The organism is Streptomyces sp. NPDC051172, assembly GCF_040682555.1.
Taxonomy (GTDB): Bacteria; Actinomycetota; Actinomycetes; order Streptomycetales; family Streptomycetaceae; genus Streptomyces.
Genome location: NZ_JBFBBE010000030.1, coordinates 69424 through 85716 on the forward strand (window position 1 = coordinate 69424; position 16293 = coordinate 85716).

Below are 16293 nucleotides of genomic sequence, written 5' to 3' on the forward strand. Positions count from 1 at the left end.
TGGGGGTGGTGGTCGCCCCCCCCCCCCCGGCGTTCCACCCCGGCCAGCCCAACCCGGGGGGCCTCGCACCCCCTAACGTTTGTTACCCCCCCCCGCGGGACAGTGGGGAAAGGCGGTGCGGCCGCGGCCTCAGGCCTTGGTGACCACCAGATGGATTCCGTACGCCACCGCCGCCGCGCAGCCCGCGAAGGCCACGTATGCGCCGGCCACCGCCAGGGACGCCGAGTTGCCCTGTGCCACGGCCCGCTCGCGGCGCGACAGGCCCATGATGCCGAGGGTGAACAGGGCCACGAGGCCCACCGTGACCGCGAGGCTGACGCCGAAGACGGAGCCCAGGGCTGCCCAGTCGATCTTCATGCTGCTTCTCTTCCTTCGTACCGGGTGGGCGGGCTCAGACGGCCGCGGCCGGCGGGGTCGCCGGGTCGGGGACGGCGGTCGCGGGGGCCGGGGCGGGGATCGTGGCCGTCAGGTCCTCGGTCACCGTGCCCGCCGGGGGCGGGGTCACGGCGGCGATCGCCGTGGTCACCACGCCGGGCGGTTCCTCGCTCTCGTTGACGTTCGACGCGTCGATGACCTCGCGGCGGGAGATCTTCCAGATGGCCGCACTGGCGACGACCAGGAAGACGGCGACGACGGCGGTGCCCCAGTCACCGAGATCCGTCACGGATTCAGCGCCCGCACCGACCAGTGCCGCGGCCGGCAGCGTCAGGCACCAGGCCACGAGCATCCGGGTCGCCGTCGACCAGCGGACCACGCCGCCCTTGCGGCCGAGGCCCGCGCCCATCACCGAACCGGAGACCGAGTGGGTGGTGGAGAGGGAGAAGCCGAGGTGCGAGGAGGCCAGGATGACCGTGGCCGCACTGGTCTGGGCGGCGAAGCCCTGCTGCGGCTGCAGCTCGGTCAGACCCTTGCCCATGGTGCGGATGATGCGCCAGCCGCCGAGCCAGGTGCCGAGCGCGATGGCGAGGCCCGCGGAGAGGATGACCCAGGTGGGCGGGTCGGAGTTGGGAGCGACGGCGCCGCCGGCGACCAGGGCGAGGGTGATGATGCCCATCGTCTTCTGTGCGTCGTTGGTGCCGTGGGCCAGCGAGACCAGGCCCGCGGAGGCGATCTGGCCGACGCGGTAGCCCTTCTCGGCGGCCTTGCCGTCGGCCTGCTTGCCGAGAGTGCCCAGGGAATACGACAGCCGGGTCGCGAGCAGTGCTGCCAGGCCCGCGACGATAGGGGCGGCGAGCGCAGGGATGAGCACCTTGGTGACGAGCACGTCGCCGTGCACCGCGCCCATGCCGGCCGAGGCGATGGTGGCGCCGATCAGGCCGCCCATCAGGGCGTGCGAGGAACTGGAGGGAAGCCCCACGAGCCAGGTCAGCAGGTTCCAGAGGATCGCGCCGACCAGCGCCGCGAAGATGACCTCGGGACGTATGCCGGTCTCGTCGACGAGCCCCTTGGAGATCGTGTTGGCGACCTCCACGGAGAGGAAGGCACCCGCAAGGTTCAGCACGGCGGACATGGCCACCGCGACCTTGGGCTTGAGCGCGCCGGTCGAGATGGTGGTGGCCATCGCGTTGGCGGTGTCGTGGAAACCGTTCGTGAAATCAAACGCGAGTGCGGTTACTACCACAATCGCGAGGATCAGCGAGAAGTTTTCCATTTACCCAGGCAATCGTTCGAAGTCAACGGTCGGTTGACCGTAGGCAACCTGGGTGAACGGAAGATGAACTGGGGACGGCCGCACAATGTCCGGATGAGGGGGTCGCCGCACTGTCCTGTCCCGGCGACCCCCGGCTCCTCGGCGCCCCTTGGTCAGTAGCCCCGGGCGAACTCCCTCAGCTGGGTCTGCGACCCGTTGAAGAGATTCTGGTCACCCGGCAGGCTGCCGCTGTTGCCGTACTGCCAGAAGGTCCAGAACGACCAGCCGGTCGGCAGGGAACCCGTGGCCCCGGACTCGTGACGGGCTATCCACAGCGCGTGGTCGGAGGCGAACGCGCCGCTTCCGCCGGTGCAGGTGTTCCACCAGTGGGTGGTCGTGTAGATCACCGGGTGGCGGCCGGTGAGCCGCTTCACCTCGTCGCTGAACGACTTGATCCAGCTGACCATGCGCACCTTGCTCAGTCCGTAACACCTGTGCTTGGCGCTGTACGGGTTGTATTCGATGTCGAGCGCGGGCGGCAGCGTCCAGCCGTCCGACCTCCACCCGCCGCCGTGGTTCACGAAGTACGCGGCCTGTGTGCTGCCCGACGACTTGTCCGGCAGTGCGAAGTGGTAGGCCCCGCGGATGATGCCGGCGCTGCGGGCGCCGTTGTACTGCTGGCTGAAGTACGGGTTGAGGTAGTTCGTGGACTCGGTCGCCTTGACGTAGACGAACCTGGCGCCCTTCGCCTTCGCGCTCGACCAGTCGACGTTCTTCTGGTGCGAAGAGACGTCGTGGCCCTGCGGCAGACTCGCCGCCGAGGCCGGAAGCCCGGCGAGGGCCGCCCCGGTGACGGTGAGGGCCGCCGCGGAGACCGCGAGGACGCGGGTGCGGCGGCGCGGCGGTTTGTGATCACGAGCCATATTTCCCCCCGGAATGGCGACGTGCACGACAAAACAACGGGAGATTACTGGAAGGTCGTCGAATGCCCGATGATCTCAGGCCAAGCATGGAGAGAGGCTGATATGACCCTGTAAGCGGCCTTTCGGAGGCGTGGCTTCCGCCCTAAAGTGCCCCCGCCCGACGGCGCGGCGGAGGTGTGCCTGGCAGGATCGCGGCATGGCTGAGCAGCGGCGGGACCAGCGAGGCGAACGGGATGCGCGGGAAGGTGTGCAGGACGTGCCGGAGCGGTGGGGGAGAGGCGTGAGTGCCGAGGCGGCGCACGCCTGGCAAGCGCTCGTCGCGACCGCCCGCCGCACCGTCGCCGACGGCCTCGTCGTCGGCACCTCCGGCAATGTCTCGGTGCGCGTCGGGGACACCGTGCTGGTCACACCCTCGGGCGTGCCCTACGACCGGCTCACGCCCGAGGACGTGACCGGCGTCGACCTCGACGGCCACCAGGTGCTCGGCAGGCTCGTCCCGACGAGCGAACTCCCCATGCACCTTGCGATCCACCGCACCACCGACGCCCGCGCCGTCGTCCACACCCACGCCGTGCACGCGACGGCCGTCTCGACGCTCGTCCCCGAGCTCCCGGCGATCCACTACATGGCAGGCGCCCTCGGCGGACCTGTCCGGGTTGCCCTCTATGCGACATACGGCAGCGACGAGTTGGCCGAGAACATGCTCCAGGCCCTCGCCGACCGCACCGCCTGCCTCCTGCAGAACCACGGCACGATGGCCTACGGCACCACCCTCGACCAGGCCTACGACCGCACGGCCCAACTGGAATGGATGTGCCGGCTGTGGCTGACGGCGTCCTCGGTGCCGGGCATGTCCCCGACGCTGCTGTCCCGCGAGCAGGTGGCGGAGGCGGGGGAAAAGCTGCGGGGCTACGGGCAACGGAAGTGAAGCCCGGGAAACCGCGCTCGGTCCGAGCGGGCACACCCCGCCGCGGTCTTCCCCCTCATCCCGTCCCGTCCTCCCGCTGGCCGGTGGCCGGGTCCGCCAGGACACTGGACGGGTGCGCACAGTCAAAGCGACGGCTGCAGCCGTCACCGTAGCCCTGGCGGCCGGCGCGGCAAGCGTGGCCGCCGGCCGGTTCGCGAGCGACGCGGCGCTCAAGGCGCCGCCGGGCCGGCCCCTGCCCACCGAACCCCGGCTCACCGTGCACGCCACGGCCGCCGGCCAGATCGCGCTCACCCGCGACCTGGCGGCCATGCGCCCCGGCACCTACGGCCTCGCCGGCGACGGCACCCACGCGGTCGTCGGCCCCGTCCTCGCCACGGCAACGCACTCCGCCGACACCGTCGTCCGCCGCCTGGAACGGGTCACCCACGGCACCCTGGAGCCCGGCGACAAGGTGCGGCTGACCCCGAACCTGCACACCGGCGACCCGGGCAGCGCACTCGGACTGCCCCACACCGACGTCGCCATCCCCGGCGAACTCGGCTCCCTGCCCGCCTGGTTCGTGCCCGGCGTGCGGCAGACCTGGGTGATCGCCGTGCACGGGCTGGGAGCCACCCGTGAACTCCCCATGAACATCATGGAGTTCCTGCACCGCCAGCGCTTCCCGGTGCTCGCCCTCGCCTACCGCGGCGACCCCGGCGCACCCCGCTCCCCGGACGGCCTGGGCCACCTCGGCGAGACGGAGTGGCGCGACGTGGACGCGGCGATCCGGCACGCCGTCAGCCACGGCGCCAAACAGGTCGTCCTGCACGGCTGGTCGACCGGCGCCACCATGGCGCTGCGCGCCGCCGCCCACTCCGGGCTGCGCGACAGCATCTCCGGACTGGTCCTGGACTCCCCGGTGCTCAGCTGGGCCACGACGCTGCGCGCCCTCGCCGCCGCCCGCCGCACACCGGGCGCACTCCTGCCGCTCGCCGTCAGGGCCGCCCAGGGACGTACCGGCATGGAACGCGAGCGCACCGCCGAGGCCGAGCAGCTCACCGTCCCGACGCTGATATTCCACGGCCCGGACGACACCCTGGCCCCCTGGGAGTACTCCCGCCGGCTCGCCCACGCCCGTCCCAACCTGATCGCTCTGCGCACGGTCCCGAACGCCCCGCACTCAGCGATGTGGAACGCCGACCCGGAGGCCTACGAAGAAGCGTTGCGCCGCTTCCTCACCCCCCTCATGTGATCCCTCCCGCGGTGCCGGGCCCGAGCGGAGCTGAACAGTCGGCACCATTCCGTTTAAGGCCGTACCACTGGCCTGTTCCCGTCCCCGAGCCGCCCGCCGGACCCCGTGCGTTGGCCAGTCCCGTCGCCCGCCGTGACATTCCGTTTGGGTTTTCGGACCGTCAACCGGAAGACTGCACCCGTGACGTCCCGTATCCCGCGCGACTCCAGGCTTCGACTCGTCGGCCCGCGATCCCTGTCCGCCGCCCCCAGAGCCGTGAACCAGCGCCGCCCGCGCCGCGCCGCACCCCGCCCCCCTGAGGGCACCCCGGCACCCGCGGAGCTGGCCAGAATGGCTCGCTCCCAGCTGGCCGCGGCGGCCCGCGTCGCCCGCTGGGCCGACGCCGCGCTCGGCCCGGGCAGCGACGGCGCGACCGCCGACGGCAAGGCCACCCTCGCCGACGCGACCGCCGAACGGGCCGCCCGGGACCTCGGGTTGACCGTGGCTCAGGTCCGCGCCGACTGGGACACCGCCCGCCTCGCCGGCCTCGTCGAGGTGCACGGCGACAGCGCCCGCCCCGGCTGGCGGCTGCGCGCCTGGAACCGCGACGACAGCGCCGTCCTGCGGGGCTGGGTCGCCCTCTTCGACGCCTGGTCCCTCGCCCACGGCGAGCCCGCGGACCACGAGCCCGCCGCCGTCGCCGAGGTCGTCTCGGCCATGCCCCAGGTGCTCTCCTTCCTCCAGCTGTCCGCCGGGCCCGTCCCGGTCGACCAGCTCCTCGACCTCCTGGAGCAGCGGGTCACCGAACTGCGCACCGAGCGCTGCGAGATTCCCTACGGCCCCCAGCCCGAGCCCGCCGAGCAGCCGCCGGCCCTCGACGCCCCGCTCGCGCCCCTGCTCGACTGGGCCCTGCACGCCCTCGCCTCCGTCGGCGCCCTCACCTACGGCGGCGGACAGGCCACCCTCACCCCGCTCGGCAGCTGGGCCGTCTGGGTCAAGCTGGAGCAGATCTGCGTCGCCGCGCAGAGCCCCGCCGGGAACATCGAGGTCGCCGCCGACGAGATGCTCCGCGGCTGCGCCCAGCTGCGCCCCAACGCCGCCCGCGCCGAATACCGCGCCTGGCTCGCCGCCCGCCCCGTCGGCAGCGCCGTCACCGAACTCATCGCCGCCGCCCGCGGCGACGACGCCCTGCTGCGCGGTCTCGCCTTCGAGGCGCTGCGCGTGGTCGGCGCCCCCGCCGAGCCGGACGTCAGCGCCGTCGCCGACGAGCCGACCCTGCGGCCGTACGCCCTGCTGTGGCTGGCCGAGCACGACGGCGTCGACCCCGAGGACGCCCACGAGGTCCTCACCCGCGAGGAGGCCACCTGGCTGTGGGTCGACACCGCCGCCGCGGTCGCCGACCACGGCGAGGCCCCGATGCTCGTACGCCACCTGGAGTCGGCCGTGCAGCCGACGGTCCCCCTGCTCCTGGAAGAGGTACGGGCCGTAGGCCACCCCCGCACCGTCCAGGTCCTCGTCGCCCTCGCGGCGGCCCACCCGGACCCGGCCCTGGCGAAGGCGGTGCGCCGCGCCGCGTTCCAGGTGCACACCGGCGGAAGCTGAGCGCCCTTCAGGGGCGCGGGGCTGTGACATCAGCGGCTCCGCCGCTGCGCGCGACCAGTCACGACGGCGCCGCAGTCGCACGACGGCACATCGCCGGGCGCCAGGCGCAGGGCCGAACGGGTGACACCCCCGCTCGCCCACCGCCGTATCCCCCGCGCACGCGACTACGCTCCGCGCCGGATCCGGGGCATTGGGTGCCGAAGGGGGCAAAGTGGTCGTTCGGCCGGTCGAGGTGACGGAGCCGAACCCCGCCGCCCCGGGGCCGCACGGCACGCCCGGGCCCACGCCGCCGCCTGCCCACCGTCCTGGCCCTGCTCATGGCCGTGCCCGTCCTGGCCGCCCTCCACGCGACCCGCCCCGCCCCCTACGGCGACCGCTTCGCCACCCACGCGTACTACGCGCGTGAGGGCCGCCAGCCACTCGCCGTGCGCCCCGCGCGCGGCGAGGCCGTCACGCTCTGGGACGACGGCCTGGTCACCGCGCACGACGGCACCTCCGTCCGCCGGCACCGGGCCCTGCCCGCGGCCGACGACTGGCTGCCCGCCCAGGGCGGCACCGGAGTGCTGTGCCTCCTCGGCCGCGGGATCCTCGCCGTCGTCACCCCGCCCCGCATCGCCGCCTACCGCCTCGCCGACGGCGACCTGCGCTGGGTGGTGCCGGCGCACGAAGGGTGCGTCTTCCCGCCCGGGCGTGCCGTACGTCACGCCGGAGCGCTGATCGTCGCCCAGCCCTGCCCGGCGGCGGCGTGGACGTCCCAGCTCATCGCCGTCGACGACCTGGGCCGCATCACCCCGCACCGCACACCCCTCGGCAACGACGTCCCCGGCAGGCGGCCCGAACACCCGAACACAGAAAAAGTGCTTGCACGGCCCCGTTAGACTTGGCCCATGGCCATTCTCCTCGCGCATTAGACGGCGGGAACGCCTCAGCCGCCCACCCGTCAACCCTTTCTGCCCTGGAGCCTGTCCGTGATCTCCGCCTCCGGTATCGAGCTGCGCGCCGGTGCCCGCGTCCTCATCGAGTCCGCCTCCTTCCGTATCGCCAAGGGCGACCGCATCGGCCTGGTCGGCCGCAACGGCGCCGGCAAGACCACCCTCACCAAGGTCCTGGCCGGCGAGGGCATCCCGGCAGGCGGCACGGTCACCCGCTCCGGAGAGGTCGGCTACCTCCCGCAGGACCCCCGCACCGGCGACCTCGACATCCTCGCCCGCGACCGCATCCTCTCGGCGCGCGGCCTCGACGTACTGATCCGCAAGATGCGCGACAACGAGCAGCGCATCGCGAACGGACAGGGCGCGACCCGCGAGAAGGCACTGAAGCAGTACGAGCGCCAGGAGACGGAGTTCCTCACCAAGGGCGGGTACGCCGCCGAGGCCGAGGCCGCCACCATCGCCGCCGCGCTCAACCTGCCCGACCGGGTGCTCGGCCAGCCGCTGCACACGCTCTCCGGCGGTCAGCGCCGCCGTATCGAACTGGCCCGCATCCTGTTCTCCGACGCGGACACCCTGCTGCTGGACGAGCCGACGAACCACCTCGACGCGGATTCGATCGTCTGGCTGCGCGACTACCTGAAGACCTACCGCGGCGGCTTCATCGTGATCTCCCACGACGTCGACCTGGTCGAGACGGTCGTCAACAAGGTGTTCTACCTGGACGCCAACCGCGCCCAGATCGACATCTACAACATGGGCTGGAAGCTCTACCAGCAGCAGCGCGAGGCCGATGAGAAGCGCCGCAAGCGCGAGCGGGCCAACGCCGAGAAGAAGGCCGCCGCCCTGCATTCGCAGGCCGACAAGATGCGCGCCAAGGCCACCAAGACGGTGGCCGCGCAGAACATGGCCCGGCGCGCGGACAAGCTGCTCTCCGGCCTGGAGGCGGTGCGCCAGAGCGACAAGGTCGCCAAGCTGCGCTTCCCCGAGCCCGCGCCGTGCGGCAAGACGCCGCTCACCGCCGAGGGACTGTCCAAGTCGTACGGCTCGCTGGAGATCTTCACCGACGTCGACCTGGCCATCGACAAGGGCTCCCGCGTCGTCATCCTCGGCCTCAACGGCGCCGGCAAGACGACCCTCCTCCGCCTCCTCGGCGGCGTCGAGAAACCCGACACCGGCGAGGTCGTCGAGGGCCACGGCCTCAAGCTCGGCTACTACGCACAGGAGCACGAGACCCTCGACCCGGAGCGCTCGGTCCTGGAGAACATGCGTTCCTCCGCCCCCGACCTGGACCTCGTCGAGGTCCGCAAGGTGCTCGGCTCGTTCCTGTTCTCCGGCGACGACGTCGACAAGCCGGCCGGTGTGCTGTCCGGCGGCGAGAAGACCCGCCTGGCGCTTGCGACCCTGGTCGTCTCCTCCGCGAACGTCCTGCTCCTTGACGAGCCGACCAACAACCTCGACCCCGCCAGCCGCGAGGAGATCCTCGGCGCCCTGCGCACCTACAAGGGTGCGGTCGTCCTGGTCACCCACGACGAGGGCGCAGTCGAGGCGCTGCAGCCCGAGCGGATCATCCTGCTGCCGGACGGCGTCGAGGACCTGTGGGGCGCCGACTACGCGGACCTGGTCGCCCTCGCCTGAGCGCGCTGGATCGTCAGCGGGGCTTGATCGAAGGCGTGATCCACGGCGTATGGATCATTCGGCCGATCCGTGATCCATCATCTGTGTGAGATCTCCTCGTACCGAGGTGTGTCCTACATCCATTTCGCGGCCGAGCCCTTTATCGACAAGGGCTCGGCCCTCGCACGTCTCTGACCTGGCCCTTCACAAGAGAACCCGTTCGGCGGTACGAACGCGGCCGGGGGGGAATTACAGATTCCGCTTGTGGGGGTGCGCTCCTGTCGTCAAAACCCTGTCTCACGGACCTTGCCGAATGGGTGGCCATGAAAGCCCGGAGGGGTGATCATGAGAGGACCAGAGCGCACTTCCCATGAGGAGGCACGGGTGGCCGAGACTCTGAAGAAGGGCAGCCGGGTAACCGGCGCCGCGCGCGACAAGCTCGCGGCAGACCTGAAGAAAAAGTACGACTCCGGTGCGAGCATTCGGGCGCTGGCCGAGGAAACCGGCCGCTCGTATGGCTTCGTGCACCGGATGCTCAGTGAGTCGGGCGTCACGCTCCGTGGGCGTGGCGGGGCGACGCGGGGCAAGAAGGCCGCCTCGTCCTGATCCCGGGCGGCCCATCGGCTTCGATGGTGGCCACCCGGTCGGTCGGCAGATCGGCCGGGTGGTTACTGTGCAGTCACTTAGCTTTGCGCTTTAGCTTGCTCTGCTGACCGCACTCATCGGAGGCACTCCATGGCTTCGCCCGCCCAGGACCTCGGTCCGGTACTCGACAAGGACGGCGTACGGCTCACCGTCGACGACGCGATCGCCACGGTGACGCTGACCAACCCTGCCAAGCGCAACGCGCAGAGCCCCGCGATGTGGCGTGCGCTCGCCGAGGCCGGGCGGGTCCTGCCGGGCTCCGTCCGCGTCGTCGTGCTGCGCGCCGAGGGGCAGTCCTTCTCGGCCGGGCTCGACCGGCAGATGTTCACGCCCGAGGGAATCGAGGGCGAGCCGACGTTCATCGACCTTGCGCGCAGCAGCGACGGTGAACTCGACGCGAGCATCGCGGAGTTCCAGGCCGGTTTCACCTGGTGGCGGCGGAGCGACCTCGTGTCGATCGCCGCCGTCCAGGGCCACGCCATCGGTGCGGGCTTCCAGCTCGCGCTCGCCTGTGACCTGCGCGTCGTCGCCGACGACGTGCAGTTCGCCATGCGCGAGACCAGCCTCGGGCTGGTGCCGGACCTGACGGGAACGCATCCGCTGGTGGGGCTGGTCGGTTATGCCCGCGCGCTGGAGATCTGTGCGACCGGGCGTGCCGTTCTGGCCGAGGAGGCCGTCAGCACGGGTCTCGCCAACCTCGCGGTGCCGGGCGATCAGCTCGACGGGGCGGTGCGGGATCTGGCGTCGGCGATTCTGGCTGCGCCGCGGGACGCCGTGATCGAGACCAAGGCGCTGATTCGGGGTGCGCAGGGTCGTTCCTACGATGAGCAGCGTGCCGCTGAGCGGGCTGCGCAGGCGCGGCGGTTGCGGGATCTTGCCGGTCTCGGCGAGTGAGCCTCCGGCGGTGGTGCGTGTTTGGCTGCGGGTTCGTTGTGGCTGGTCGCGCCCCGCGGCGGAGCCGCTGATGTCACAGCCCCGCGCCCCTATGGGGGCTTCAGCTGACCGCGGTTACCAGCACCGCCACCGTGGGGTGATCCGTTAGCGACTCTGCGACCGCCGCACGGACCGCGAGGGCCACGTCCGACGCCCGGTGGTTCGCGCTCACCGCGAACTCCACGCGGGCGTGGCGGTGCGGGAGGCTGCCTTCCTCCTGGAGGGCCGTGATGTGTACCGCCGCTCGGCCCAGGCCGCCCGTCAGGTGGGTGACGCCCGGGACCATCAGCGCGGCGGTCGCCGCGCGCAGTTCGTCCTGGTCGTCGGGCTCGGCGGCGCGTGGCGGCTCCGGCGCGGGTACGGGGGCGGCCTCCGGTTCCTCGTCCAGCAGGGCCGTGACCCGCAGGTCCACCTCGGCCAGCGCCAGGCCGAGCAGTTCCGTTGCCGCGGCTGCCAGCGTCGTACGTACGAGGGCCGCCCTCGTCGGCAGGGGCTCGGACGCCGTCGCCGCGAAGTCCGCGGTCACGCGCAGCGGTCCGGGCGGCAGGGCGCTCGGCGGTGGTGGTACGGCGGGGTCGTGAGCGGTGTCCGGGGCGGCGAGTGCGATGCGGAGCGCGTCCAGCCGTACCCCGTGCAGTTCCCCGACCGCGCGTCGGAGCACCGACTCGGCCGCCGCATGCGAGATCCACGAGCCGTCGTGCGGCCCGCCCAGCGGCAGGAGTCTGCCGAGGCCCAACTGGTGCCGTACCGCCCACCCGTCTCCCACCACCGCCCTGTTCGAAGGCGCTTCGCGCCACCCTCTTTTCTCAGCCCACGGTTCCGTCGTCATTCCTTCAGCCTGCCGCATCCCCGGCGCGCGGCGGCGGAACCCCACTTACCGTGGTCGTAGGACGACGAACCGAAAGGGACGTGCGGCGATGACCGACATGACGGAGCAGGGCCGGACGAGGAACCCCCAAGGAACGAGCGAGGCGACGGACCCCCCGACGGTGCGCAAAGTGCAGCCGACGCGGCGCGGCGGAGGAGACCCCGCCACCCGGGGGCGGACGACCATCGCGGACGGGGTCGTGGAGAAGATCGCCGGACTGGCCGCGCGGGACGTGGTGGGCGTGCATGCCCTCGGCAGCGGGCTCAGCCGCACCTTCGGGGCCGTGCGCGACCGGGTGCCGGGCGGCTCGAAGTCCGTGACGCGGGGTGTGAAGGCCGAGGTCGGCGAGGTGCAGACGGCACTGGACCTGGAGATCGTCGTCGACTACGGGGTCTCCATCTCCGACGTCGCCCGCGCCGTGCGGGAGAACGTCATCGCCGCGGTGGAGCGGATGGCGGGCCTCGAGGTCGTCGAGGTCAACATCGCGGTGAGCGATGTGAAGCTGCCGGAGGAAGAGGACGAGGAGCCGGAGCCCCGGATCCAGTGACCGGCCGGCGACCGGACAACCGCAGCACTGAGGGGAGCGCACGATGAGCAGGGCCGTGGTCGGCATGATCGCCGGAATGGCGCTGGGCTTCGCCGGGTACTTCGGCGGCTTCGGCGCCTTCCTGCTGGTGGCCGCCCTGGGCGCCATCGGGTTCGTCGTCGGCCGGTTCCTGGAGGGGGATCTGGAGATCGGCGAGTTCTTCCGTCCGCCTGACGACCGTCGGCGGTGAGCAGGGTGAGCGACGGTGTCGGTGAGCCGCGCAGACCGACGGCCACCGTCGCGCTCGGCGAGCGCGGGGCCACCAGGATCGCCGACCGGGTGGTCGCCAAGATCGCCGGCCAGGCGGCCAGGGAGACGCTCAGCGACCAGTCCGGGGACAGCTCACCCCCGTACGCCACCGTCGTCGTCCACCATGAAGCCGCCCACGTCCGCGTGCACATCGAACTCGACTATCCCTGCGACATCGGCGCCCGCTGCGCGGATGTGCGTCGACATGTCGCTTCGCGGGTAGGCGCGTTGGTGGGCATGGAGGTGCCGGAGGTCGCCGTCCACGTGGAGCGGCTGCATCTGACCCCGGCACACGGCGTGGCACAGGGGAGGACGCGATGAGCGAGCTCCAGGGCTCCGAGGGCACCACACAACGACTGCCGGTCATCGAGAAGGCACCCGCCGACGAACCGGCCTACGGGCCTGCGCCCTCCGGCCACGACGGCGATCAGGGTCGCTTCTGGTCGGCGCGCCGCCTCCCCGCGGCCATCGTGGCGCTGCTTGTCCTGTCGGTCGCGGGCCTGCTCCTGTACGACATCGCGGCCGTACGGGCGCACCGGCCCGCGATGGCCTGGCGCCGCGAACTCGCCCGTCAGCTCGCCGAGCGCCACCTCGACGACACCTGGGTGCTCGTCGGCGCCGGGGTCGCCGCCGCCCTCGGCCTCTGGATGCTCGTACTGGCGCTCACGCCCGGCCTGCGCGGGATCCTGCCGATGCGGCGCACCCACGTCGACGTCCGCGCCGGACTGCACCGCGAGGCGGCCGCCTTCGTGCTGCGCGACCGGGCCATGGAGGTCGCCGGCGTCCAGTCGGTTCGGGTCCGGATGCGCCGCACCCGCGCCGATGTGTACGCCCTCTCGCACTTCCGCGAACTGGGCGACGTACGCGCCGACCTGAACGCCACGCTCGACGACGCGATCAGCGGGCTGGGGCTCACCCACCCGCCCGCGCTGTCCGTGCACGTACGGCGTCCCGGACGGAAGGGGTGAGGACGATGCTCAGGATCGTCAACCGGGTACTGATCGGGATCGTCGGGCTCGCCCTGCTCCTGCTGGGCGGCTCGGTCCTGGCCGTCGGACTCGGCGCTCCGCCACCGTCCTGGTGGATCCACCACGGCCGGCACGACGTCCTGCTCAGCGACGCCGAACGCACCCGCTGGCAGGGCTCCGGCTGGTGGTGGCCGACCGTCATCGGCGTCCTGGCCGTCCTGGTGCTGCTCGCCCTGTGGTGGCTGGCCGCGGTCCTGCGCCGGCGCCGCCTCGCCGAGGTCCTGGTGGACACCGGCGACGGCGAGGGCGCGCTGCTGCGGGGCCGGGCCCTGGAAGGCGTACTCGCGAGCGAGGCGGGCGGGTTGGAGGGCGTGGCGCATGTCCATGTCCAGTTGACCGGCCGCCGCACCGCCCCCGAGGCGCGCGTGCAACTCCACCTGGAACCGCACGTGGACCCGGGAACGGCCCTGCACGACCTCACGACCCGCGCCCTGATGCACGCACGCAATTCCGCGGGTCTTGCCGCATTTCCGGCTAAGGTGCGGATGAAAGGCGTCAAGCACCGCGCGGAAAGGGTGAGTTGACCGCCCCTCATTTTGGGCGCCGGGGACCCCGCGGTCAGAATCCGTGCCGCATGCCCCCGTCGACGGGCACCATGATCCCGGTCAAATAAGAAGCCGCCGGAGACAACAGGAAGGCAGCCGTACGCCCGAACTCCTCCGGCGTGCCATAACGCCGCAGCGGAATGCGGGATTCGTTGGCGGCCCGGGTGGCCTCGGGGTCCGCGGACAGCCCGTCCAGCTCGCGCACGCGGTCCGTGTCGATACGAGACGGCAGCAGACCCACGACACGAATTCCGCGCGGGCCCAGCTCGTCCGCGATCGACTTCGCGAAACCGGCCAGACCGGGCCGCAGTCCGTTCGAAATCGTCAGCGCCGGAATCGGTTCGTGCACCGAACCCGACAGCACGAACCCGATGACACCGCCCGCGTCGAGTTCGGCGGCCGCCGCCCGCGCGAGCCGGACGGCTCCCAGGAACACCGAGTCGAACGCCGCCTGCCACTGCTCGTCCGTGTTGTCCGCGAGGAATCCGGGGGCCGGCCCGCCGACGCTGATGAGGATGCCGTCGAAGCCGCCGAACCTCTCCCGGGCCGCCGCGATCAGCCGCGCCGGGGCCTGCGGATCGGCGTTGTCGACGGCCACCCCATGGGCGTCGGGCCCCAGTTCGGCCGCCGCGTCGGCGACCCGCTTCTCGTCCCGCCCCGTCACGACCACCTTCGCGCCGTCCGCGACGAGCTCACGCGCGGCGGCGTTGCCGAGGCCCCGTGTGGCCCCGGTGACGACGTACACCCGGTCCTTCAGTCCAAGATCCATGGCCCCTATCCTGCCTCGTCGCCCCCGAACAGGGCGAGGGCGGTGTTCACCAGGCCGACGTGGCTGAAGGCCTGCGGGAAGTTGCCGAGCTGGCGCTCGTCGACGGGGTCGTACTCCTCGGAGAGCAGGCCCACGTCGTTGGTGAGCCCCACCAGCCTTTCGAACAGCTCCCGTGCCTCTTTCTTGCGGCCCGTCATGTGCAGTGCGTCCGCGAGCCAGAACGAGCAGACCAGGAAGGTGCCCTCGTCGCCGGGCAGCCCGTCGACGGTCGTCTCGTCGGTGCTGTAGCGGCGCAGGAAGCCGCCGTGGCCCAGCTCCTCGCGGATCGCGTCGATGGTGCCGGCCACCCGCGGGTCGTCCGGCGGCAGGAATCCGACGCGCGGGATGAGCAGGAGCGCGGCGTCGAGTTCGCGGGAGCCGTAGGACTGCGTGAACGTGTTCCGCTCGGCGTCGAAGCCCTTCTCGCACACCTCGCGGTGCACCTCGTCGCGCAGCGCGCGCCAGCCGTCCAGGTCGCCGGGCAGCTTCGGGTTCTCCTCCAGCGTGCGCACGGCACGGTCGGCGGCCACCCACACCATGATCTTGGAGTGGACGAAGTGGCGACGGCCGCCCCGCACCTCCCACAGCCCCTCGTCGGGCTGCCGCCACTGCGCGTGCAGCCAGTCCACCAGAGAGGCCTGGATCGCCCACATGTGCGGCTTGACGGACAGGCCCGATTTCCGGGCCAGCCACAGCGAGTCCAGCACTTCGCCGTACACGTCCAGCTGCAGCTGGTTCACGGCCTCGTTGCCGATCCGTACGGGCGTCGAATCCGCGAAGCCGGACAGCCACGCCAGCTCGAACTCGGGCAGCCTCCGCTCGCCCGCCAGGCCGTACATGATCTGCAGATCGGCCGGTTCGCCCGCGACCGCGCGCAGCAGCCAGTCCCGCCACGCCCCGGCCTCCTCCTGGTAGCCGCAGGCCAGGAGCGCGCCGAGGGTGAGGGTGGAGTCGCGCAGCCAGCAGTAGCGGTAGTCCCAGTTGCGCACCCCGCCCAGCTCCTCGGGCAGGGAGGCGGTGGGGGCGGCGACGATGCCGCCGGTCGGCGCGTAGGTGAGGGCCTTGAGAGTGATCAGGGAGCGCAGCACGGCGTCGCGGTGGGGACCGTCGTAGCGGCATGCGGCGGACCACTTCTGCCAGTCCTTCACGCTGGAGTGCAGCGCCTTGTACGGGTCGATCTGGGGCGGACGCGGGTGGTGCGAGGGGTGCCAGGTGAGCACGAACGCGACCTTCTGCCCCTTCTTTACGGTGAACTCCGAGTGCGTGCCGTAGTCCTCGCCCCAGGTGTGCACCGGCGGGTCGGTGCGCAGCCACACCGAGTCCGGGCCGGCGATCGCCACCCGCTGGCCGTCGGACTTGCGCATCCACGGCACGATCGAGCCGTAGTCGAAGCGCAGCCGCAGCGTGCTGCGGACGGTCACCTTGCCGTGCAGGCCCTCGACGATGCGTACGAGGTCGGGGGCGCGGTCGCGCTGGGGCATCAGGTCGGTGACGCGCACCGCGCCCTGGTCGGTCTCCCACTCGGTGTCCAGGACGAGGGTGTCGGGGCGGTAGGCGCGGCGGATGCAGTGGCCCTTGGCACCCTTGGGTGCGATGCGCCAGTGGCCGTTCTCCTTGTCGCCGAGCAGCTTGGCGAAGCAGGCAGGCGAGTCGAAGCGGGGCAGGCACAGCCAGTCGACGGAGCCGTCCCGGCCGACCAGGGCCGCGGTCTGTTCGTCGCCGATGAGGGCGTAGTCCTCGATACGGGGGTGCACGCAGTTGCGGGTTCCCGCAAGGGCCGCGGGGCAATCCG

Annotated in this window: 18 protein-coding genes; 12 read left to right on the top strand and 6 right to left on the bottom strand. The window is 71.9% G+C overall.

Features of this window, described 5'->3' with window-relative positions:
- Window positions 1-129 precede the first annotated feature (129 nt).
- From AB0N07_RS20125 to AB0N07_RS20135, 3 genes are all read right to left on the bottom strand, one after another.
- Window positions 130-357, bottom strand: a complete 228-nt coding sequence (locus tag AB0N07_RS20125) for a hypothetical protein (RefSeq protein WP_115908926.1) — start codon at window positions 355-357, stop codon at window positions 130-132.
- Window positions 358-391: 34 nt separating this feature from the next.
- Window positions 392-1651 (bottom strand): inorganic phosphate transporter, encoded by a 1260-nt coding sequence (locus AB0N07_RS20130; RefSeq protein ID WP_365836778.1) that lies wholly within the window; start codon window positions 1649-1651, stop codon window positions 392-394.
- A gap of 152 nt (window positions 1652-1803) precedes the next feature.
- A complete protein-coding gene (locus AB0N07_RS20135; RefSeq protein WP_365836780.1) occupies window positions 1804-2553 on the bottom strand; it encodes a lysozyme in 750 nt (249 codons plus the stop codon).
- A gap of 196 nt (window positions 2554-2749) precedes the next feature.
- Here AB0N07_RS20135 and AB0N07_RS20140 point away from each other — a divergent pair, with 196 nt between their 5' ends.
- The 7 genes from AB0N07_RS20140 to AB0N07_RS20170 all read left to right on the top strand — a co-directional run bounded on the left by AB0N07_RS20140 (window position 2750) and on the right by AB0N07_RS20170 (window position 10378).
- Window positions 2750-3481, top strand: coding sequence for a class II aldolase/adducin family protein (locus AB0N07_RS20140; RefSeq protein ID WP_365836782.1), 732 nt, complete (start codon window positions 2750-2752; stop codon window positions 3479-3481).
- A 112-nt stretch (window positions 3482-3593) separates the two neighbouring features.
- The gene (locus tag AB0N07_RS20145) at window positions 3594-4712 is read left to right on the top strand and encodes an alpha/beta fold hydrolase (protein WP_365836784.1); all 1119 of its coding nucleotides are present in this window, start codon (window positions 3594-3596) and stop codon (window positions 4710-4712) included.
- A 180-nt stretch (window positions 4713-4892) separates the two neighbouring features.
- A complete protein-coding gene (locus AB0N07_RS20150) occupies window positions 4893-6293 on the top strand; it encodes a hypothetical protein (RefSeq protein ID WP_365836786.1) in 1401 nt (466 codons plus the stop codon).
- A 317-nt stretch (window positions 6294-6610) separates the two neighbouring features.
- Window positions 6611-7171 carry a hypothetical protein gene (locus AB0N07_RS20155; protein WP_365836788.1) on the top strand — a complete coding sequence of 187 codons (561 nt, stop codon included), beginning with the start codon at window positions 6611-6613 and terminating at the stop codon, window positions 7169-7171.
- Between the two features lie 90 nt (window positions 7172-7261).
- A complete protein-coding gene (locus AB0N07_RS20160) occupies window positions 7262-8860 on the top strand; it encodes an ABC-F family ATP-binding cassette domain-containing protein (RefSeq protein ID WP_365836790.1) in 1599 nt (532 codons plus the stop codon).
- Between the two features lie 363 nt (window positions 8861-9223).
- On the top strand, window positions 9224-9445 hold the full coding sequence (locus tag AB0N07_RS20165) for a helix-turn-helix domain-containing protein (RefSeq protein WP_004002281.1): 222 nt from the start codon (window positions 9224-9226) through the stop codon (window positions 9443-9445).
- A 129-nt stretch (window positions 9446-9574) separates the two neighbouring features.
- Entirely contained in the window at window positions 9575-10378 is an 804-nt protein-coding gene (locus tag AB0N07_RS20170) for an enoyl-CoA hydratase/isomerase family protein (protein WP_266953959.1), read from the top strand.
- Between the two features lie 100 nt (window positions 10379-10478).
- On the opposite strand, the gene AB0N07_RS20175 is transcribed toward AB0N07_RS20170, so the two are convergent.
- Entirely contained in the window at window positions 10479-11186 is a 708-nt protein-coding gene (locus AB0N07_RS20175) for a nucleopolyhedrovirus P10 family protein (RefSeq protein ID WP_365836793.1), read from the bottom strand.
- A 148-nt stretch (window positions 11187-11334) separates the two neighbouring features.
- Here AB0N07_RS20175 and AB0N07_RS20180 point away from each other — a divergent pair, with 148 nt between their 5' ends.
- The 5 genes from AB0N07_RS20180 to amaP are packed head-to-tail and all read left to right on the top strand — an operon-like array spanning window position 11335 to window position 13672.
- Entirely contained in the window at window positions 11335-11832 is a 498-nt protein-coding gene (locus tag AB0N07_RS20180; protein ID WP_365836795.1) for an Asp23/Gls24 family envelope stress response protein, read from the top strand.
- A gap of 43 nt (window positions 11833-11875) precedes the next feature.
- Window positions 11876-12061 (top strand): hypothetical protein, encoded by a 186-nt coding sequence (locus AB0N07_RS20185; protein WP_365836797.1) that lies wholly within the window; start codon window positions 11876-11878, stop codon window positions 12059-12061.
- Window positions 12058-12441, top strand: coding sequence for an Asp23/Gls24 family envelope stress response protein (locus AB0N07_RS20190; protein WP_365836799.1), 384 nt, complete (start codon window positions 12058-12060; stop codon window positions 12439-12441). The genes AB0N07_RS20185 and AB0N07_RS20190 overlap by 4 nt, the downstream gene beginning before the upstream one ends.
- Complete coding sequence (locus AB0N07_RS20195; protein WP_365836801.1) at window positions 12438-13088, top strand: DUF6286 domain-containing protein; 651 nt, start codon at window positions 12438-12440, stop codon at window positions 13086-13088. Before AB0N07_RS20190 ends, AB0N07_RS20195 begins: the two co-directional genes overlap by 4 nt.
- A 5-nt stretch (window positions 13089-13093) precedes the next feature.
- Window positions 13094-13672, top strand: coding sequence for an alkaline shock response membrane anchor protein AmaP (gene amaP / locus AB0N07_RS20200; RefSeq protein ID WP_365836803.1), 579 nt, complete (start codon window positions 13094-13096; stop codon window positions 13670-13672).
- A 34-nt stretch (window positions 13673-13706) separates the two neighbouring features.
- Here the strand turns inward: amaP and AB0N07_RS20205 are convergent, their stop codons facing one another.
- The gene (locus AB0N07_RS20205) at window positions 13707-14462 is read right to left on the bottom strand and encodes an SDR family oxidoreductase (protein ID WP_365836805.1); all 756 of its coding nucleotides are present in this window, start codon (window positions 14460-14462) and stop codon (window positions 13707-13709) included.
- 5 nt (window positions 14463-14467) lie between these two features.
- Complete coding sequence (locus AB0N07_RS20210; protein ID WP_365836807.1) at window positions 14468-16255, bottom strand: glycoside hydrolase family 15 protein; 1788 nt, start codon at window positions 16253-16255, stop codon at window positions 14468-14470.
- Between the last annotated feature and the right edge of the window lie 38 nt (window positions 16256-16293).